At 58.8% G+C, this 18,847-nt stretch carries 22 protein-coding genes; 12 read left to right on the forward strand and 10 right to left on the reverse strand.

What is annotated here, in order from left to right:
• The first annotated feature begins 268 nt into the window (after positions 1 to 268).
• The 5 genes from QSK43_RS02415 to QSK43_RS02435 all read left to right on the forward strand — a co-directional run bounded on the left by QSK43_RS02415 (position 269) and on the right by QSK43_RS02435 (position 4,362).
• The gene (locus QSK43_RS02415; protein WP_332302166.1) at positions 269 to 967 is read left to right on the forward strand and encodes a DUF1045 domain-containing protein; all 699 of its coding nucleotides are present in this window, start codon (positions 269 to 271) and stop codon (positions 965 to 967) included.
• The gene (locus QSK43_RS02420; RefSeq protein WP_332302167.1) at positions 964 to 2,100 is read left to right on the forward strand and encodes an alpha-D-ribose 1-methylphosphonate 5-triphosphate diphosphatase; all 1,137 of its coding nucleotides are present in this window, start codon (positions 964 to 966) and stop codon (positions 2,098 to 2,100) included. Before QSK43_RS02415 ends, QSK43_RS02420 begins: the two co-directional genes overlap by 4 nt.
• A complete protein-coding gene (gene phnN, locus QSK43_RS02425; RefSeq protein ID WP_332302168.1) occupies positions 2,097 to 2,711 on the forward strand; it encodes a phosphonate metabolism protein/1,5-bisphosphokinase (PRPP-forming) PhnN in 615 nt (204 codons plus the stop codon). The genes QSK43_RS02420 and phnN overlap by 4 nt, the downstream gene beginning before the upstream one ends.
• Before the next feature lie 87 nt (positions 2,712 to 2,798).
• Positions 2,799 to 3,839 (forward strand): helix-turn-helix domain-containing protein, encoded by a 1,041-nt coding sequence (locus QSK43_RS02430; protein ID WP_332302169.1) that lies wholly within the window; start codon positions 2,799 to 2,801, stop codon positions 3,837 to 3,839.
• 277 nt (positions 3,840 to 4,116) lie between these two features.
• The gene (locus QSK43_RS02435; RefSeq protein WP_332302170.1) at positions 4,117 to 4,362 is read left to right on the forward strand and encodes a LuxR C-terminal-related transcriptional regulator; all 246 of its coding nucleotides are present in this window, start codon (positions 4,117 to 4,119) and stop codon (positions 4,360 to 4,362) included.
• Between the two features lie 224 nt (positions 4,363 to 4,586).
• Here QSK43_RS02435 and QSK43_RS02440 read toward each other — a convergent pair whose 3' ends face one another.
• The 8 genes from QSK43_RS02440 to QSK43_RS02475 all read right to left on the reverse strand — a co-directional run bounded on the left by QSK43_RS02440 (position 4,587) and on the right by QSK43_RS02475 (position 11,852).
• Positions 4,587 to 5,576, reverse strand: a complete 990-nt coding sequence (locus tag QSK43_RS02440) for an Ldh family oxidoreductase (RefSeq protein WP_332302171.1) — start codon at positions 5,574 to 5,576, stop codon at positions 4,587 to 4,589.
• A 137-nt stretch (positions 5,577 to 5,713) separates the two neighbouring features.
• Positions 5,714 to 6,640 carry a TonB family protein gene (locus QSK43_RS02445; protein WP_332302172.1) on the reverse strand — a complete coding sequence of 309 codons (927 nt, stop codon included), beginning with the start codon at positions 6,638 to 6,640 and terminating at the stop codon, positions 5,714 to 5,716.
• Positions 6,637 to 7,152, reverse strand: a complete 516-nt coding sequence (gene exbD / locus QSK43_RS02450; protein WP_332302173.1) for a TonB system transport protein ExbD — start codon at positions 7,150 to 7,152, stop codon at positions 6,637 to 6,639. The genes QSK43_RS02445 and exbD overlap by 4 nt, the downstream gene beginning before the upstream one ends.
• A gap of 6 nt (positions 7,153 to 7,158) precedes the next feature.
• Positions 7,159 to 8,247 (reverse strand): tonB-system energizer ExbB, encoded by a 1,089-nt coding sequence (gene exbB, locus QSK43_RS02455; protein ID WP_332302174.1) that lies wholly within the window; start codon positions 8,245 to 8,247, stop codon positions 7,159 to 7,161.
• Between the two features lie 193 nt (positions 8,248 to 8,440).
• Entirely contained in the window at positions 8,441 to 9,178 is a 738-nt protein-coding gene (hutC, locus tag QSK43_RS02460; protein WP_332302175.1) for a histidine utilization repressor, read from the reverse strand.
• Between the two features lie 32 nt (positions 9,179 to 9,210).
• On the reverse strand, positions 9,211 to 9,996 hold the full coding sequence (locus QSK43_RS02465) for an ABC transporter ATP-binding protein (protein ID WP_045018053.1): 786 nt from the start codon (positions 9,994 to 9,996) through the stop codon (positions 9,211 to 9,213).
• Positions 9,996 to 10,769: an ABC transporter permease gene (locus QSK43_RS02470; RefSeq protein ID WP_332302241.1), complete on the reverse strand. Its 774-nt coding sequence runs from the start codon at positions 10,767 to 10,769 to the stop codon at positions 9,996 to 9,998. Before QSK43_RS02470 ends, QSK43_RS02465 begins: the two co-directional genes overlap by 1 nt.
• 141 nt (positions 10,770 to 10,910) lie before the next feature.
• Positions 10,911 to 11,852 (reverse strand): ABC transporter substrate-binding protein, encoded by a 942-nt coding sequence (locus QSK43_RS02475; RefSeq protein WP_045018051.1) that lies wholly within the window; start codon positions 11,850 to 11,852, stop codon positions 10,911 to 10,913.
• Between the two features lie 207 nt (positions 11,853 to 12,059).
• Here QSK43_RS02475 and QSK43_RS02480 point away from each other — a divergent pair, with 207 nt between their 5' ends.
• Positions 12,060 to 12,767, forward strand: a complete 708-nt coding sequence (locus QSK43_RS02480) for a YoaK family protein (protein WP_045018048.1) — start codon at positions 12,060 to 12,062, stop codon at positions 12,765 to 12,767.
• A gap of 27 nt (positions 12,768 to 12,794) precedes the next feature.
• On the opposite strand, the gene QSK43_RS02485 is transcribed toward QSK43_RS02480, so the two are convergent.
• A complete protein-coding gene (locus QSK43_RS02485; protein WP_332302176.1) occupies positions 12,795 to 13,313 on the reverse strand; it encodes a hypothetical protein in 519 nt (172 codons plus the stop codon).
• A 77-nt stretch (positions 13,314 to 13,390) separates the two neighbouring features.
• Between QSK43_RS02485 and QSK43_RS02490 the strand changes: the two genes are divergently transcribed.
• Positions 13,391 to 14,029, forward strand: coding sequence for a trimeric intracellular cation channel family protein (locus QSK43_RS02490; RefSeq protein ID WP_045018044.1), 639 nt, complete (start codon positions 13,391 to 13,393; stop codon positions 14,027 to 14,029).
• A gap of 72 nt (positions 14,030 to 14,101) precedes the next feature.
• On the opposite strand, the gene irrA is transcribed toward QSK43_RS02490, so the two are convergent.
• Positions 14,102 to 14,521, reverse strand: coding sequence for an iron response transcriptional regulator IrrA (irrA, locus tag QSK43_RS02495; RefSeq protein WP_045018042.1), 420 nt, complete (start codon positions 14,519 to 14,521; stop codon positions 14,102 to 14,104).
• 316 nt (positions 14,522 to 14,837) lie between these two features.
• On the opposite strand from irrA, the gene fabA reads away from it, so the two are divergent.
• From fabA to QSK43_RS02520, 5 genes are all read left to right on the forward strand, one after another.
• Positions 14,838 to 15,353: a 3-hydroxyacyl-[acyl-carrier-protein] dehydratase FabA gene (gene fabA, locus QSK43_RS02500; RefSeq protein ID WP_003514441.1), complete on the forward strand. Its 516-nt coding sequence runs from the start codon at positions 14,838 to 14,840 to the stop codon at positions 15,351 to 15,353.
• A gap of 75 nt (positions 15,354 to 15,428) precedes the next feature.
• Positions 15,429 to 16,652, forward strand: coding sequence for a beta-ketoacyl-ACP synthase I (fabB, locus tag QSK43_RS02505; RefSeq protein ID WP_332302177.1), 1,224 nt, complete (start codon positions 15,429 to 15,431; stop codon positions 16,650 to 16,652).
• A 6-nt stretch (positions 16,653 to 16,658) separates the two neighbouring features.
• Complete coding sequence (gene fabI, locus QSK43_RS02510; protein WP_332302178.1) at positions 16,659 to 17,465, forward strand: enoyl-ACP reductase FabI; 807 nt, start codon at positions 16,659 to 16,661, stop codon at positions 17,463 to 17,465.
• A gap of 189 nt (positions 17,466 to 17,654) precedes the next feature.
• The gene (locus QSK43_RS02515) at positions 17,655 to 18,251 is read left to right on the forward strand and encodes a TadE/TadG family type IV pilus assembly protein (RefSeq protein WP_332302179.1); all 597 of its coding nucleotides are present in this window, start codon (positions 17,655 to 17,657) and stop codon (positions 18,249 to 18,251) included.
• Complete coding sequence (locus tag QSK43_RS02520; protein ID WP_332302180.1) at positions 18,248 to 18,841, forward strand: TadE/TadG family type IV pilus assembly protein; 594 nt, start codon at positions 18,248 to 18,250, stop codon at positions 18,839 to 18,841. Before QSK43_RS02515 ends, QSK43_RS02520 begins: the two co-directional genes overlap by 4 nt.
• Positions 18,842 to 18,847: the final 6 nt, after the last annotated feature.

Consider the following 18,847-nt stretch of genomic DNA (forward strand, 5'->3'; position numbering starts at 1 on the left):
TTTCTCACGAGAAAGCCGCCCCATTTTGCCGTGCCGCTTCCCGGCACGTCGTAAAACCGGAACTTTTTGCAAAACCGGATGCATCTATTCGATATGTCAGGATGCGTCTTCGGCACATTCGAGACATGCGCCGTGTTTCATGCGCACTTTTTTGCGCGGGCATCATCATTCTGTCACGGAAAACCATTACCTCGCACTCCTGACCTTGCGAGAAGCGGGCGAGTCACGCCAAATAGCTTTTCATCCTGGTTTCCCATGATACTGAAGAGTGCTCGTCGTGCGCTACGCCATCTATTTTTCTCCGGCTAAAGATCATCCACTGACCGAAGCAGCATCGCGCTGGCTCGGGCGCAATGCGTTTTCCGGTGCGCAGCATGACGACCATGACGCCTATGCTGAAATGACGGAAGAGCCACGCCGTTACGGCTTCCACGCTACCCTCAAAGCCCCCTTCGAGCTTGCCGAAAAATACAGTGAAGCGGATCTCGTCGCGGCCGTCGAACAGTTTGCTGCCGGCCAGTCCGCCTTCGATATTCCGCGTATCGTCGTCGGTGCGCTCGGCCCGTTTTTCGCGCTCGTACCGGACCGCACCTACCAGCCGCTACAGGATTTCGCAGCAGAGATCGTCGATTATTTCGATCGGTTCCGCGCGCCGCTGTCCGAGACCGATATTGCCCGGCGGCGGCCGCAAAACCTGACGGAAAGCCAGCGGCAAAATCTGTCGCTCTGGGGTTATCCGCATGTCATGGACGACTTTCGCTTTCATATGACGCTGACCGGCCGTATCGACGAAAACGACGCGCCCGCTATCCGCGATGTGCTTTCGGCCCGGTTTTCCGAATTCGTCGACCGGCCTCTCACCATTTCCGGCCTCGCTTTGTTCATTGAGAAAACGCGCGGCGAACCCTTTACCGTTCATCGCTGGCACCCGCTTGGCCAGCAGCCAAAGAAAGATGCGACCCCATGACCGAGCACGCCCTTTCCAATGCCCGTATCGTTCTGGAAGACGATATTATTCTGGGATCCGTTCTGATCCGTGACGGCAAGATCGCCGATATCAGCGAAGGCGCATCAAAAACCGGAGAGGATATCGAAGGCGATTTCCTGATTCCCGGCTTGGTGGAACTGCACACCGACCATCTCGAACAGCACTATTCGCCGCGCCCCGGCGTGCTCTGGGACAAGATCGCAGCCATTCAGGCCCACGATGCACAGGTTGCGTCATCAGGCATCACCACCGTCTTCGATTGCCTGCGGCTCGGCTCAGACGAAGATGGCGGGTTCAAGAAAGGCGAGATGCGGGAAATGGCGGATGCCATCGAAGCCGCAGCCGATCAAAACCGCCTGCGGGCGGATCACATGCTGCATCTGCGCTGTGAAGTCGCCTCATCAGATGTGCTGGAGCATTTCGAGGACTTCGAAACCGATCCGCGCGTACGGCTGATTTCGATGATGGATCACTCCCCGGGGCAGCGCCAGTTCCAGTCGATGGATCAATATGTCTTCTATTATCAGAAGAAGCGCGGACTGAGCGACGAGGCATTCGCCGAGTTCGTCAGACGCCGGCAGACGGCATCTGCGGAATTTTCCGCAAAGCACCGGGACTATCTTGCCGCCCGCTGCGCCGAGCGCGGCATAACCGTTGCCAGCCATGACGACGCAACCGAAGCGCATGTGGGCGAAGCGATCGGGCATGGTGTGAAACTGGCGGAGTTCCCCACCAGCGTCGAGGCCGCAAAAGCCTCGCACAGCGCCGGCATGAGCGTACTGATGGGTGCGCCGAACATCGTTCGCGGCATGTCCCACTCCGGCAACATCGCCGCCCGCGATCTTGCGGAACTGGGCGTGCTGGATGTTCTCTCATCCGACTACGTGCCGTTCAGCCTGCTTTACGCACCGTTCCTGCTTGCCGACCAGGTGGAAGCCATCACCCTGCCGGAAGCGCTCCGCATGGTCACCGCCACGCCGGCACGAACGGTGGGTCTCCATGATCGTGGTCGCATCGCAACGGGATTGCGGGCCGATCTGGTCCGGGTTCACCGCGAAGATGGCGTCCCCGTTGCCCGTTCCGTCTGGCGTCAGGGCAAACGTGTCGCATGACCGGCAACGAACAGGATAGTCGCCATGACGGTGCGACGCTGGGTAGGACGCCCGGAACCATGATCGTGATTGTCGGCCCGAGCGGGGCCGGCAAGGACACGCTGATGGACTATGCGGCGACGCAATTATCCGGCCGGCCGGGCTTCCATTTTACCCGCCGGGTCATTACCCGCAGCGGTGATGCAGGCGGCGAAAATCACGATGCGGTTTCCATGCAAGAGTTCAATCGGCTGCAGGATGAGGGCGCCTTTGCCGTCTCCTGGCAGGCACACGGGCTGAAATACGGCATTCCGGCCGCCGTCTATCGCCATCTCAATGCGGGAGACGTGGTTATCGCCAATGGCTCCCGCTCGGCTCTGCCCCAGTTCGGCACCGCCTTTTCCCACCTCAAGGTCGTGAACATTGTCGCACGGCCGGACGTGCTGGCGAAGCGGCTGGAACAGCGCGGGCGGGAGAGCCGTGAGGATATCCTCCAGAGGCTGGAACGCAGCTCGCTGACGGTCGCCGGGGATTTCGACGTGACGACCGTGGACAATAGCGGCGCCATGGAGGATGCGGGCAAAACCATCATGCAGGTGCTGGAACAAAGCGCCTGCCTTGGCCGCGTTTAAAATCCACAGGCCGGGCTGCTCGACAAACGGCCTCGCAAAGCTTAGCATCAGGCGACAATTTCCAAACATGGTACGCCAAGGCGAGGGATGCCCGAAAAGAGGGTCAGCGACGAGATAACTGTGGTGGCCGGCCTGGCCGCCGGCGTCGCCAATTATGCACGGTCGCGCGGCATCGATATTGTCCCCATCTGCAAGGCTCTCGACATCGATCACGCCACATTCGACAGCCTGACGGAGCGCGTCAGCCTCGACAGATTGTGCCGCCTGCTCGAGACCTGCGCGCTGATCTCCGGTGACGATACCTTCGGCCTGCAATGCGCTTCCACCTTTCCCGCCGGCGCATCCGGCGCCTTCGGTTATGGCCTGATCAGTGCGCCGACGGTGCGGGCTTTCCTGCGATTTCTTCAGGACCACGTTTATTACGCGACCAACAACAGCAATTTCACCACGGTCACGGATGCCGCACAGGTTACCCTGTCATGGTCCTTTGCGCCTGTCATCGCCAAGCGCGATCAATATGTGGATTTATCGCTTGGCGTTCTGATCCAGCGCCTTCGCGATATTCTCGGGGAGCGCATCAATCAGGTTGAAATCGGCCTGGAGCGGCAGAAACCGAATAATATTCAGCTATTTAAGGAAAGAATGACCAAACGCGTCAGTTTTTCCCAACCCATCCATACGATGCGGCTTCCGGTATCGCTTCTCGATGTGGTCAATCCGAACGCGGATGAGCGCCTGTTCGAACTGATGAATTTGCAGTGCCGGATGCTGCGGCCGGAAACATCGGCGGACGCCACGCATTTCATCGATCAGGTGAAACGCTACATGCAGATGCGACTGTCGGATGCGGAGCTTTCGCTGGGCGAGATCGCTCCTTATTTCAACCTTTCAGAACGCAGTTTTCAACGGCGGCTTGCCGAGCTTGGCACCAATCTCAACGAGATAAAGGACGTCATTCGCAAAAATGCCGGCTTCAAGCTCCTCGTGGAAAGCGATCTTCCGGTTTCCGACATAAGTTACAGGCTCGGCTATTCGACACCGGGTGCGTTTTCCCGCTCGGTTTCCCGCTGGTTCGGGGCGACGCCCACGGATATTCGCAGGAAACATGCGCATCATTCCGCCGTATAGGGTATATATCCAGCATCAATATTTCGAAACTCCAAGATAATATTGTAGAATATGTCGGCACTGAGCGGCTTATCTCTCGAACATAACAATAAAGACGCGGAAATTGGCGCGAGATGTTATTCTCCTGATACGGGATATCGCCTAATAGAGCGCCTCGTATCGCTTCCGGTATGACGGAAAGCACTCCAAAGCTTTGAATTTTTTACATTGTTCTGGACAAAACCTATCCCGGTTTTTGTAAATAACAATGCAGCTTTGAGGCTGAAAGAACATCAATATGTCGTCAAAAACACCGCATGCACATCGTCAGACGCGTGAAATCGTCCTTTCGGATCGTGAGCGGCAATATCTGGGGCTGGTGGCGCGGGGCCGACATCCTTCTCACATCGCCTTGATAACCGGCGCGGACGAAGCGGACGTGAAGGAGACTCTGGAACGGGTACGCCAAAGGCTGGGCGCAGCCAATCTGCTGAATGCCGTCAGCACCGCCCTGCTGCGTGGACTGATCGAACAGGATATTTAGCGCTTCTTTCCCGCATCAAAAGCTTACGCGAAATCGTCCCCTTCCCGTAAGCCGAAAACCGGATGTGCCGTTTTCCGCGTCAAAAAAACCCACCATTTCGATGGTGGGACGGCGGACCAAAAGATGGATCGGAAATGATTTCCGACCTATCGGCGCGAATGCAAAGCGGCCATATACGGTTTACCCGGCGGATCCGATCCGCCGGGTTTTTATTTTTCGACTCGTCAAAGCGACTGAATCTCGGCGAGAATATCGCTTTCGATGACAATGCCGTTTTCCAGCGCCTGCCGGCGAATGCCCTGGCTGCGCCGCCCGGGCAAACGCACATTCTCCTGCTTTTCTATCTCTCCGGCAATAAGCGCCAGTCGCTCGGTAAAGGCCGCACCGCCCGACGATACGGGGTCTATCGCGATGATCGTATGGCCAAGAGAGGGCGGCGCGCCCTTGTCGTCCAGAAGGGAAGAGGCCTCGAACGCGAAGTTTCCGCCGGTGAGCGCGGCGGCCATGATCTCCACCATCAGCGCCAGAGCGGCACCCTTGGCCTCGCCTGCGGGCACCATCGTTCCGGCTATGGCTTCTTCAGGATCGGTCGTCGGCCGGCCATTTCTGTCAAGCGCCCAGTCGCCCGGAATGGTTTCGCCCTTCTGGCGCGCCGCCATGATCTTTCCGCGCGCGACCTTGGACAAAGCCAGATCGATCACCAGCGGATCGGCCTCGCCAACAGGGGTGGCGAATGCAATCGGATTGGTGCCATAGAGCGGTTTGGTGCCGCCCCAGGGCGCCATGGATGCCGGTGCATTGGCGAACATGAGCGCTACGAGGCCCATTTCCGCAAAACGTTCGACGGTAAGCGCCATGACGCCCGCATGATGGGAGCGATGGATCGCCGCAAGCGCAATGCCCTGCTGCCGGGCCATATCGGGCAATTCTTCCAAGGCGCAATCGATCGCCGGATAGGCATAACCGTGATTGGCGTCGATCGACAGGACGCCCGGCTTGACGCGCGTCGCCACCGGCCGGGCCATACCATCGACCTTTCCGACCCGCGCCTGGCGGACATAAACGGGGATACGGCGAAAACCGTGACCGCCCTGGCCTGCGGCCTCGGATGCGACGAGCGCCTTCGCCACCGAACGGGCATTTTGCGGCAGAACGCCGTTGCGCTCAAAGATAGAGGATACGAGATCCTCCGCCTCTGCGATTGAGAATTTCATTCCGGGATGCCTCTGCTTGTAAAGTCGACAAGACCTACACCATCGAAAACATTCGCGAAATGTTATTTAAGGCGCAAACCGGTACTGCATAGGGAATATCGGGCAGACTTCGCGACGCCACCTTGCTAGCGGCCAACCTAGCGGATGCTGATCGGCAGCGTGATCGTCTTGCTTGCCTCCGGCGGCGGCGCAGGCACAGGTGAGGCGCTCTGGATCCAGGCCGCGATCTGCTGGTCGATAGAGGAATCGCCCGTGGACTGCACCACGCTGACCCCGCTGATGGCACCTGCATCATTGACCCGGAACCGCACCGTCGCCGTCATCGCATCGCTGCGAAGCGAACGAGGCTTGCGCCGCTGGATATGCGAGCGGACCTGAGATCCCCATTTTGCCGGCGAAGCGGACGACGAAGAGAAGAAACCGGCATTGCTGCGCGTTGCCGCCGTCCGGTCCGACTGCTGGGCTTCGGCCTTCGCCGTTTCGCGCAGTTGTGAAGCCTGCTCCGGTTTGGGGCGCTGGCGCTCGACCTTCTTTTTGTCCTCGGGCTCTTTCTTTTCCACCTTCTTTTCGACCGGCGGCGGCGGTGGCCGCATGACCGGCAGGGGAACCTCGACATTTTCGAGTTCAGCCATCATCTGTTCCTGAACGGGGTCGATCTGCTCTACAGGTTCGGGAATTTCCTGCGGCTCGACGATCTCTTCAACCGGGGGCTCCGGCGGCTGCACGGGTTCAGGCGGCGGTGTTTCCGCAACGGGTTCAGGCGGTGGCGGCTCCTCCGGCGTAGCTTCTTCCACCGGCTTGTTATTGTCGCTCTGTACGTCCGGCGTATCTTCGACGTCCTGCGCCTGCGTCGTTTCCTCGGTGTTGACAGCTTCCGGTATCGCCGCCATCTCGATCATGATCGCGGCCGGCGGCGGCCCGCCGGCTTCCAGTTCTTCGGGTTCCTGCATCAGATAATAGGCAAAACCGGCGTGAACGCCCAGCATAAGCAGTGCTGCGATGGACCACAGCGTTACTTCCCCGAGACGGGAATGTCGGGACTGTGGGTAGCCGTTTTCGCTCATGGCGCCGTTCCCGGCGCTGCGGGCTGGCCAAGAGGTTGGGCTGCGGGCTGGCCAGAGGGTTGTACCGAACCCGCTGGCTGCGATGCCGCCGCCGCCGCATTTTCCAGTCCCACCAGGGCGATCTTCAGATATCCGGCATCCCTGAGCAGGTTCATGATTTCCATGAAGTGACCATAGTCGACAGCCTTGTCGGCACGCAGGAAAATACGCGTATCCTTCTTGCCACCCGTCTGCATGTCGATTGCGGCCGCCAGCGCTTCGCGGGCAACCATGTCATTGCCGAGATTGAGCGAGAGATCGTCCTTGACCGTCAGATAAAGTGGCTCCTCCGGCCGCTCCGCCGGCTTGGCAGTAGATGCCGGAAGATCGACATTCACATCCACGGTCGCCAGAGGTGCGGCGACCATGAAAATGATGAGCAGAACCAGCATCACGTCGATGAAGGGTGTGACGTTGATTTCGTGGTTTTCGGAGAGCTCGTCTCCGCTATTTTCGCGAATGCCGCCAGCCATGACCGATCACCGTCCAACCAGCGATACTGCGGGCTTGCTGCTGCCCGGCGGGATGCGCCGGAAATCGAGGTCACGGCTGACGAGCCGCTCCACACCCGCAGCTGCGTCCGCCAGCAGATGCCGGTATCCCGTAATCGAGCGGGCGAAGACGTTGTAGATCACCACGGCCGGAATAGCGGCGACGAGGCCGATGGCGGTGGCGAGCAGCGCCTCGGCAATGCCGGGTGCCACGACGGCGAGATTGGTGGTCTGCGATTCCGAAATGCTGATGAAGGAGTTCATGATGCCCCAGACCGTGCCGAACAGGCCGACGAACGGAGCGGTGGAACCGATCGTCGCCAGAGCGCCCGTTCCGCGCGACATGCGGCGACCGGCATGGGTTTCAATGCGCGACAGCGCCGAGGATACCCGTTCCTTGATGCCGCCGCCGTCCGTGTGCTCCACCACCGCATCGGAAAGCTGCATTTCGTGGGTCGCCATGCGCAACATCAGCGCCGCCGGTCCGCCCTTCTTTTCAACTGCCTCGGTCGCCTCGTTCAAGGATTTTGCCTTGCGAATGACCTTGAGCGTCGCACCGGCACGCACCCGCGCACCGGCAAGCTCTATCGACTTCGCAACCCAGACAGTCCAGGTGACGAGCGATGCAAAGGCGAGGCCGATCATAACGCCCTTCACCACCCAGTCCGCCGCCATGAACATGCCCCAGGGCGACAGATTGTGCGGAATGTCGGCGCGATGCCCGGCGCTTGCAGGCTCGGCGCTTACCGGCTCAATAGGGGTGGGGGTAGTTGCGGAAGGTGCGGTCTGCACCGGGGTGGCCTGTGGGGGCGCGGCAGTGGCGGGTTGTTCCGGCGCTATTGCGGAAGGTGGCGCAGGCTGCTGGGCGGCCGGAATGTTCGGCGTCGCCGGCTGCGGTGCGGGCTGAGCCGTTTCCGTTGCGGGCGCTGATTGGATCTGGTTCTCGGGTGCCGACTGAGCAAAAACCGCACCGGCACTTAAGCCCGCCAGCAAGGTGACCGTCATGGCAAGTGAGATATGCCGTGTTTTGTTTGCCTTGTTGAAGGACGCGGAAGAAGTTGAGGTCTCAGCTGACATAATTTTTATCCCGGATTTCCGTCGATGAACTCATCCGCAGATTGACCGGTTCCTGAAAACCGGGGCCATGAACGGATACCGTCGTGAAAGCTTGACGTTCCGATAATAAACCTGAGTTCTTTTGACAACTATTATATTGCCAAAAGACCACCCGTAAACTCTTCTTTACAAAAAATTGACCGCCGGAGTGCTTTTAAGCGTTTTGCGAAGGCGAGAACTGCGCCACGAGGGCGTGGCGATCACCGGGATAGGTGACCCGGACACTGGTGATGTAATCCGCCCCATGCCAGGTGCGGCGATGGATGACGAGACATGCCGCACCGGACGTTATGCCCAGCGCCACCGCATTTTTACGGTCCGCGGCAACGGCGCTGATGCGATGTTCGGCGGCGCTCCAGGGAACCATTTTCAGCAGCCATGTGCCCGGCCCGACCTGTGAAAAATCTGCGGATTCCGCCTCCGGAACGGCGGTGACATTGATAATGCGTTCTTCGAGGCAAAAGGGAACGCCGCCGGCAAAATGCGTACTGGTGAGCTCCAGAACCTGGGCATCGGTGGCAAGCGCCATCGCCGCGCCATCTTTTTCACCCGCAGGGCGCAGGCGTCGCTTGTCGAGACGGTAGCCGTAAACGAGACCGAGCGCCTGCACCTCGCGTTCGATATCATGGATTTCCAGCACGGCCGATTGCGCATGCGGCTGGCGAACGAAGGTGCCGAGACGCCGGCGTCTTTCAATCAGGCCACGCTGCACCAACTCGCCAAGAGCCTTGTTCACAGTCATGCGCGAACAGCCATATAGCCGGGTCATTTCGTGTTCGAAGGGAATACGGTGCCCCGGCGGCCACTCGCCCGACATGATGTGGCGCTCGACATCGTTGCGGATGCGCTCGTGCAGTGATTTTTCCTGAAGATCGACGCCCGTGCTCCCCATCCCGATGCTTCCATCCTCCCAGTTTGGATCAATTATCCATGGGCAGCGGCGGCAATCGCCTCGCTGCGAATTTCCTCCGTCAGTCTGGCGCGCAGCTGCGAAAACTCCGGGCTGGCCTTGACGGTGTAGTGACGTGGATGCGGCAGGTCGACCGGCGTGATCGACTTGATGCGCCCCGGCCTTGCGGACATGGTCACGACACGCGACGCCATGAACACCGCCTCCTCGATGTCGTGCGTCACGAAAATGACGGTCTTCTGCTCGCGCTCCCAGATGCCGAGCAGCAATTCCTGCATCAGTCCGCGCGTCTGGTTGTCGAGAGCGCCAAAAGGCTCGTCGAGCAGCAGGATTTTGGGGCCGTTCGCCAAAGCGCGGGCAATGGCCGTTCTCTGCTGCATGCCGCCGGAAAGCTGTTTTGGCCAATGGTTTTCGAAGCCGCGCAGGCCGACCTTGTCGATATAGCTGTCGACGATCTCCGATTTTTCCTTCTCGACAACGCCGCGTTCGCGCAGACCGAAGGCGACGTTTTCACGGATCGTCAGCCAGGGAAACAGCGTGTAGGACTGGAACACCATGCCACGATCCGCCCCCGGTCCCGTCACCGCCCGGCCCGATAGCAGGACCTCACCCGTTGTCGGGCGATCAAGCCCGGCGATGATGCGCAGCAGTGTCGATTTTCCGCATCCCGATGGGCCGAGAATGGTGACGAAATCATTGCGGGGAATTTCCAGATCAGTTGGTTGCAAGGCCAGTGTCGGCTGCCCGCCCTGAACACCCGGGAAAGTTCGGCTGACGCCTTTGATAACGAGTTCGTTCATCAGGCAAGCCTCCAGGCGAAAAGTTTCCGGTTCAGCGATTTGAACGCGAAGTCCGAAATAAGGCCGATGACGCCGATGACGATGATGCCGAAGATGATCTGCCCGGTCGCCATCAGCGCCTGGCTGTTGATGATCATATAACCGATGCCGGAGGAGGCGCCGATCAGTTCCGCAACGATGACATAGGTCCAGGCCCAGCCGAGGACGAGACGGAGGATTTCAGCAATATCGGGCGCATTGGCGGGAATGAGAACGCGGCGCACCACGCCCCGGTCTTTTGCGCCGAGCGTATAGGCGGCCTCCACCAGATCGCGTCTTGTGCCGGCAACCGCCACGGCCACCATCAGGATAATCTGGAAGACGGCGCCGATGAAAATCACCAGCAGTTTCTGCATTTCGCCGATACCGGCCCACAGAATGAGCAGCGGCACGAAGGCAGAAGCCGGCAGATAGCGCGCGAAGGAGACGAAGGGCTCAAGCAGCGCCTCGATAGGCTTGTAAGCCCCCATGGCGATGCCGACAGGCACGGCGACGGCCGATGCCAGCACGAATCCGCCCACCACGCGCCAGATCGTCATGCCGATATCGCCGGCAAAACCCTGATCGGTCAACAGATAGATGCCGTCCTTCAGCATGGTGATTGGATCGGCCAGGAAGGTGGGCGATACGAAGCCGCCCAGCGTGGCAAAACCCCAGGCGGAGAAAAAAAGCACGAAGAACAGAATGCCGAGAAAAATCCTGGTGCTGTTCTTTATGGGTTGAAGAGGTTGCATCATCTCGCCTGTCCGGAAAACGGGCGCGGCACTCTATCGCCGCGCCATCAAAGCGCCGTGCATCGTCCATGACGCACAGACGCTGTAAGACTTCTCACTGGCTGCAATATTCCCTGAAAGGAAAACAGCAGCTTTCTTCTGTTACTTGATGAAAGAAGTATCCGCGAGTGTCGAAAGATCGGGTTTCGACTTTATCACGCCGATTTCCAGAAGCAGATCAGCCGATTTTTCGGAGAATGTCTTGAATTCCCCCTCGAAGAACTTCAGGTTGGCGGCCTTGTCCTGCCATTCCAGGAATTTTGCCGAGGCTGCGAATGCTTCGCCCGCCTGCTTCACATCCGCGCCCATCGTCGCATAGGACTTCTCAGGCTCGGCCTTGATAAGGTCGAGAGCCTGGAAATAGCTGTCCGCCAGTGCTTTCGCCGCCTGCGGATTGTCCTTCAGGAAATCCGGCGTGCAGCCGAACGTATCCATGACGGCGGGATAATCCAGCGTCGTGGCGAGGATCTTGCCCTTGTCGGGTGCCGCGCGCACGGTGGACAGATAGGGTTCATAGGTCATCGCCGCATCATTCTGGCCGGCGACGAAGGCCTGTGCTGCCGGTCCCGGTTCAAGGTTGACGACCTTCACGTCCTTGAGGGTCAGGCCGTTTTCCTTGAGTATCCAAGCCAGAAAGAAATAGGGCGAGGTGCCCGGCGTGGAAGCGGCGACCGTCTTGCCCTTGAGGTCCGATACCTTCGCAACGTCACTGCGCACCGCGATACCATCGGCACCGTGCGACTTGTCCATCTGGAAAATCTGTGTGGACTTCACGCCATTGGCATTCCACGCGATCCATGTCTCCACCGTGGTGGCGGCGCACTGGATGTCACCGGAAGCAAGCGCCAGATGCCGGCTCGCCTGCGGTATTTTCTTGATATCGACCTTCAGGCCATTCTTTTCAAAAATGCCTGCCTGTTTGGCAAGCGTCAGCGGCGCAAAGCCGGTCCAGCCGGACATGCCGATCGTTACCGACGTCTCGGCATAGGCGGAAGCGGATGAAACAAGCGTCGCGATTGCGGCAATAACCCATGTTTTCTTCATGATCAGAACCCCTTTTGATTTATTTTTGTGCGATATTTTTTATCGCTTTATTTCGGGCATGGTAGGCAGGGATTTTACATTTGTCTAGACAAAATAGAAACGCTTCGAGCGCTCCGGGAAAGTTTGCAAATGGGCCGTCGGGCATTCTAGACATAGGATAACACGGCGCGGCGCATCGGCCCGCTGTTTTCCATATCGAGCTTTTCCATGACCAGACAAAGACGTCGCAACATCATCAGGGCAAGGCGCACCGGTACCGGTATTGCGCTTGTCGCCGCCATTTCATTCATCGCCGGCATGACGGATGCGGTGGGTCTTTATGTCTCCGGAGATTTCGTCTCCTTCATGACCGGCAACACCACGCGGGCAGCTGTCTCGATGCAAGCGGGCATCTACTCCCACGCCGTAAAATTGCTTTTCGCAATCGTCGCCTTCGTGCTGGGCAATGCCGGGGGCATCGTGGTCGCTCATAAATTCGACCGGAGCATCTTTGCCGTTCTTGCCGCCGTGGGGTCGCTGGTGGCGATTGCCGCGCTGCTGCGCAACGAGGCCGTTCTCGCGCAGTTTTATCTCGTCGTTTTCGCCATGGGCATGGTCAACGCCGCCGTCGAGCATATAGAGGGCCTGCCGATCGGCCTCACCTATGTGACCGGTGCTCTCTCCCGTTTCGGCCGCGGCATCGGCCGCTTTCTTCTGGGGGACCGAAGTCTCGACTGGAGCATACAGATCGTGCCATGGCTCGGAATGATCTCAGGGGCAATCTCCGGTGCTGTCTTGGGCGCCACGCTGCAATCCGATGCCCTTTGGGTAGTCGCAGCAACGGTTTTTGCCGTCGCCATCGCCACGCTCGTCATTCCGCGTTCGCTTCGCCACCGCTATAATCAGAGGGTCAGGATCAGGCGCATCGCGCCCTGACGGAGCGCGCCGTCACAAACCGCACTGTCACTTGCGCGATATGGTGACGAATTTCGTGCCGCGAACCCGCACGGTCATCAGGCAGGTTTCCTTGTCGGTGCGTTCGCAATAACGCGGGTGCATCTTCAGCACGAAGACCATGTTGCCGAAACGCTTGATGAAATCGTAGCCGTAAATCCGGGCCGTCGCGATCATCAGATATCCGCCCTCTTTTACCTGGACGTAGAAATTGTAGGGGCAACCTTCCTCGTCGCAGCTGCGGCCTTTTTCGCCATCGCAGTCTAGCGCGCCGTGATTGACGACGGCGTCCATCAGGCCGTCATTGTTGATATCCAGCCTGGTGACGAAATCATCGCCGAAGGCAGCTACTTTGCACTCGTTACGAAAATGATCCTTTTCATAGATCTCGGGATCGTTCACCAGCTGCTGCTGCGCCGCCAGAGCGACCGGAAACATCAAGAGGACCAGCGCCTGAAGAGCGGCAACGATAGCGATTCGCACGGCATTTTCCTTTGCATCCGTTTCGTTTATGGATGTTGCGATCATCCGGGCGGCCAGCCTAGAGTTCCGTGCTTGCGCGACACTGACGCGCGCTCATCCAAACTTCCGGGGGGACCTTTTTCATGACACTGCTGGGTTTTCTCGATTATGCGGGCGTCGCCGTGTTTGCCGCAACCGGCGCATTGGCGGCTTCGCGCAAGCAGCTCGACCTCATCGGCTTCCTGTTTTTCGCAGCCGCGACCGGGATCGGCGGCGGCACGGTGCGCGATCTCGTGCTGGGCAGGACGCCGGTGTTCTGGGTGGTGAACCCGACCTATATTCTCGTCTGCGTATCGGTTGCGGTTCTACTCTTCTTCACCGCGCATCTGTTCGAATCCCGTTACCGGGTGCTGATCTGGCTCGATGCCGTCGGCCTCTCCGCCTATTGCGTCATGGGAGCGGCCAAGGGCCTGGCCGCCAGCGGCTCCGCAACCGTGGCCATCGTCACGGGTGTTCTCACGGCAACGTTCGGTGGCGTGCTGCGCGACGTTGTCGCAGGAGAACCCTCCGTGCTCCTGCGCCCGGAAATCTACATCACCTGCGCGCTATTGGGGGCCTCCATCTTCACCGGCGCTTATTTCCTCGGCGCACCGCTTTATGTCGCGTCAGGCGTCGGCGCCCTCACAGCTTTCGGCGTCCGGTCAGGGGCGCTGATTTTCGGATGGACTTTCCCGCCCTACAAAACCAAACCCGGCAGACGGCCGGAAGATATATTGAAATAGGACACAAAGACGGCCTGAAACAGAAATGGCGCCCACAGGCGCCATATTTGTCTAGGTTACCCCGCCAGAGCCTCAGCTGCGCTTGCGGCGAAGACGGATGACCACGTCCACATGGGCGATTTCCATGCCTTCGGGCGCTGCGGGCAAATTGCCGATCTGGAGATTGTTGACGGGAATGTCGAGAACCTCGTTCTCGCCCTCTACGAAGAAGTGATGGTGATCGGACACGTTGGTGTCGAAATAGGTGCGGGCACCTTCTACGGCGAGAACGCGGATCAGGCCGGCTTCGGTGAACTGATGCAGGGTATTGTAGACCGTGGCGAGAGAAACCGGCACGCCGGCGGTGACCGCCTCGTCATGCAGTTCCTCAACCGTCAGGTGGCGGTCGCCCTTTGCGAAAAGAAGATCGCCCAAAGCCACGCGCTGGCGCGTGGGGCGCAAGCCGGAGCGCCGCAGCCTCGTTCCAATATCCAATGTGGCGTCAAATGCCATGCAATCCCATTCCAAACACAGGGGAGAAACCCACCAATTGCAATAGCATATATCTTTTGCGGGGAATGCTTTCAATAGTTTCAGCGTCACCGAGTGTCGCAAATGGCGGCAAACCGGCCATTCTTGCAAATTTCCTCTGGTTCCTGCCGGATGGTTCCTGTATGCGGACGGCATATTGAGGTAATGACTTCTGTAAGGAAGGTTCGAAGACAAAGAATGGGGGCAGAGCGGCCTCTGCCCTTGCAGCGCTTCATTTTAAACCTAACTTGCTCTAGTGAAGTCAATCAACACCAGTGTTTGGGGAAGTGAAAGCGGTATGGCAACGAGGCAATCAAGTTACAATTACGAAGAGATCCTTTCCTGCGGTCGCGGCGAATTGTTCGGCCCGGGAAATGCCCAGCTTCCATTGCCCCCCATGCTCATGGTCCACCGCATCACCGAAATCTCCGAAACCGGCGGCGCGTTCGACAAGGGTTTCATCCGCGCCGAATACGATGTCAGCCCCGATGACTGGTATTTCCCCTGCCATTTCCAGGGCAACCCGATCATGCCGGGCTGCCTCGGCCTTGACGGCATGTGGCAGCTGACCGGCTTCTTCCTTGGCTGGCTGGGTGAAGAAGGCCGCGGCATGGCGCTCTCCACCGGCGAAGTCAAATTCAAGGGCATGGTTCGCCCGGAGACGAAGCTCCTTCAGTACGGCATAGACTTCAAGCGCGTGATGCGCGGTCGTCTCGTTCTGGGAACCGCCGACGGATGGCTGAAGGCGGACGGAGAAACCATTTATCAAGCGACGGACCTTCGTGTAGGGCTGTCGAAGGAAAAGACCGCCTGAAGCAGACGGAATAGTCCTGGAAAACGCCGGGCGGCTTCGGTCGTCCAGCCGAAATCTTAAGAAAAGGTCCCTTTCATGAGACGAGTTGTTGTCACCGGCCTCGGCATTGTTTCTTCCATCGGCGGTGATGCCGCCGAAGTCACCGCATCGTTGCGCGATGCCAAATCCGGCATTTCATTTTCGCCGGATTTTGCCGAACACGGCTTCAAATGCCAGGTTTGGGGCAAGCCGTCTCTCGACCCGACGGAGCTGGTCGATCGCCGCGCCATGCGCTTCCTGTCGCAGGGTGGCGCGTGGAACCATGTCGCGATGAAGCAGGCGATCGCCGATAGCGGTCTCGAGGAAAGCGATATCAGCGGCAATGAGCGCACCGGCATCATCATGGGTTCGGGCGGTCCTTCCACCCGCACCATCGTCGAAGCCGCCGATATCACGCTGAAGAACAACAGCCCGAAGCGCATCGGCCCCTTCGCCGTGCCGAAGGCCATGTCCTCGACCGCTTCGGCCACACTCGCGACCTGGTTCAAGATCCACGGCGTCAACTATTCGATCTCCTCCGCCTGCTCCACGTCGGCGCATTGCATCGGCAACGCCGCCGAGATGATCCAGTGGGGCAAGCAGGACGTGATGTTCGCAGGTGGCCATGAAGACCTCGACTGGTCGATGTCGAACCTCTTCGACGCCATGGGCGCGATGTCGTCCAAATATAACGACACGCCAAACCTTGCTTCCCGCGCCTATGACGTCAACCGCGACGGTTTCGTGATCGCCGGCGGCGCGGGCGTACTGGTTCTCGAAGAGCTGGAACACGCAAAGGCGCGTGGCGCCAAGATTTACGCCGAGATTGTCGGTTATGGCGCGACCTCAGACGGTTACGACATGGTGGCACCTTCGGGCGAGGGCGCGATCCGCTGCATGCGTCAGGCTCTTGCCACCGTCAAGGGCGATATCGACTACATCAATACCCACGGCACCTCGACGCCGGTTGGCGACAGCAAGGAAATCGGCGCGATCCGGGAAGTCTTCGGCGACAAAATCCCGCATATCCAGTCGACCAAGTCCCTTACCGGTCACTCGCTGGGTGCCGCAGGCGTTCAGGAATCGATCTACGGCCTGCTGATGATGCAGGAACGTTTCATCGGCGAAAGCGCGCATATTTCGGAACTCGATCCAGAATTTGCGGGCGTTCCGATCGTTCGCAAACGCATCGACAATGCCAAGATCGACACCATCCTTTCCAATTCCTTCGGCTTCGGCGGCACCAACGCCACGCTGGTCTTCCAGCGTCATAACGGATAATTGCCCATGAACGGCATCATGCAGGGTAAACGCGGCCTCATCATGGGCGTCGCAAACAATCACTCGATCGCCTGGGGTATCTCCAAGGCGCTGGCGGCACAGGGCGCGGAACTCGCCTTCACCTATCAGGGAGAGGCGCTCGGCAAGCGCGTAAAGCCGCTGGCCGCCGAACTGGGGTCCGATTTCATCGTGCCTTGCGACGTCGAGGACATCGCCTCGGTCGACGCGCTTTTCGCGACGATCCGCGAAAAATGGGGCTCGCTGGATTTCGTCGTGCACGCCATCGGCTTTTCCGACAAGAACGAGCTGAAGGGTCTCTACGGCGATACGACCCGCGAGAATTTCAGCCGCACCATGGTCATCTCCTGTTTCTCCTTCACGGAAATTGCCAAACGTGCCGCGGAACTGATGACGAATGGCGGATCCATGCTGACGCTGACCTATAACGGTTCGCAGCGGGTCATTCCTAACTACAACGTCATGGGCGTCGCCAAGGCTGCTCTCGAGGCGTCCGTGCGTTATCTCGCCGCCGATTACGGTCCGCGCGATATTCGCGTCAACGCCATCTCGGCCGGTCCGGTTCGCACACTGGCGGGCGCTGGCATCTCCGATGCGCGGGCGATCTACGCGTGGAACCAGAAAAACGCACCGCTACGGCGGACGGCGGATATCGACGATATCGGCGGATCGGCGCTTTACCTGTTGTCCAACATGTCGCGCGGCGTCACCGGCGAGTGCCATTATGTGGATTGCGGCTTCAACATCACCTCCACGCCCACCCTTGAGGTTCTCTCAAATGCGGATGCGGAATAAGCTATAGTTTTCCGATTAGTAAAAAGCCCGGCAATATGCCGGGCTTTTTGCATTTATAGCCTGTGTCATTTTTGCGAACCGCTAAAGTATAACGCGTCAGGGTAACTGAATTTAAACACCGGCTGGTTATGGTCCGCAACAAATTCACCGGTTGCGCTTGCCGCATATTCTAAAGATCGACACTGCCATATGCGCCTGGCCAAACTGAAGCCATTGCTGGAAAAATTCGGACTCTCGCGTGACGGGACGGCGGCGATCGAATTCGCGATCCTTGCCTTTCCCTATTTCCTCGTCGTTTTCGCGATCATCGAGACCTTCATCGCCATGATGGCGGAACAGGTGGTCGTCAATGCCACCGACACCATGGCGCGCCGCCTGCGCACCGGGCAGATCAGCAGCTCGATTACGAAAGAGGATTTTCGCAAGAGCTTCTGCGATGAAGTTTCGGTGATGATCACCTGCTCGGCGGACGAGATCAAAACCGAACAGAAACTATATATCGATCTGCGCTCCTTCACCGCCTTCAAGGATATTCCGACCACCATCCCCTTGAAAGCCTATGGTGAATATTACGATCTCGATACAGCGCAATTCGGCTTCAAGCCGGGCGGGCCGGAAACGATCAATATGCTGCGCGTCTATTATCGCTGGGGCGTGGTCGCCGATATCATCCGGCCGTATCTCACAAAAATACGTCCGGCCGACGGGTCGATGCCTTCGCATTTCCTCATCGTCGCGACAGATGCCTATATGAACGAAAAATACATCACAAGCGGAGGCTCATGATGGCAGGGCTGGTGTCCGCCGTCACGAACGGCCGACTTCGTTTCGTCGCGCTCGTCACGCGCTTCGCAAAAGATCGCCGTGGCGTGGGCGCGGTCGAATTCGCGATCATTTTTCCGATATTGCTCGCGCTTTATCTGACGTCCTTCGAGTTTACCATCGGCTACAACACCTACAAGCGGGCAAGCATTGCCGCCGCGACGGTCAACGACCTGGTCTCGAAAACGGCTTCGGTTGACAAGGCCTATCTCCAAAGCACGCTGCGTGTCTCGGAAGCTGTCTTCGCGCCTTACAGCACGAAAGAACTAAAGCTGAAGGTCAGCGGCATAAAGATCGACAAGCAGAAACAGGCGACAATTGCCTGGTCGTGGGACGAGAAAAACGAGAGGCCCTATGCTGTGGGATCGCCTGCAGCGGCTCCAAGCCGGCTGCTCGTAGCTGACACTTTCCTCGTCCACGTCGAGCTTTCCATTCCGCATGAGTTGCTGATGTTCATGCCCGACATCGCCTCGTCAGGCGTGAAGTCGATTACAATCGGGCGAGATTATTTCTTCAAGCAGCGCGACGCGGAGATCACCTGCTCCAACTGCTGAACCACA

It is taken from the genome of Rhizobium sp. GR12 (genome assembly GCF_036596185.1).
In the GTDB taxonomy this organism is placed as follows: Bacteria; Pseudomonadota; Alphaproteobacteria; order Rhizobiales; family Rhizobiaceae; genus Agrobacterium; species Agrobacterium nepotum.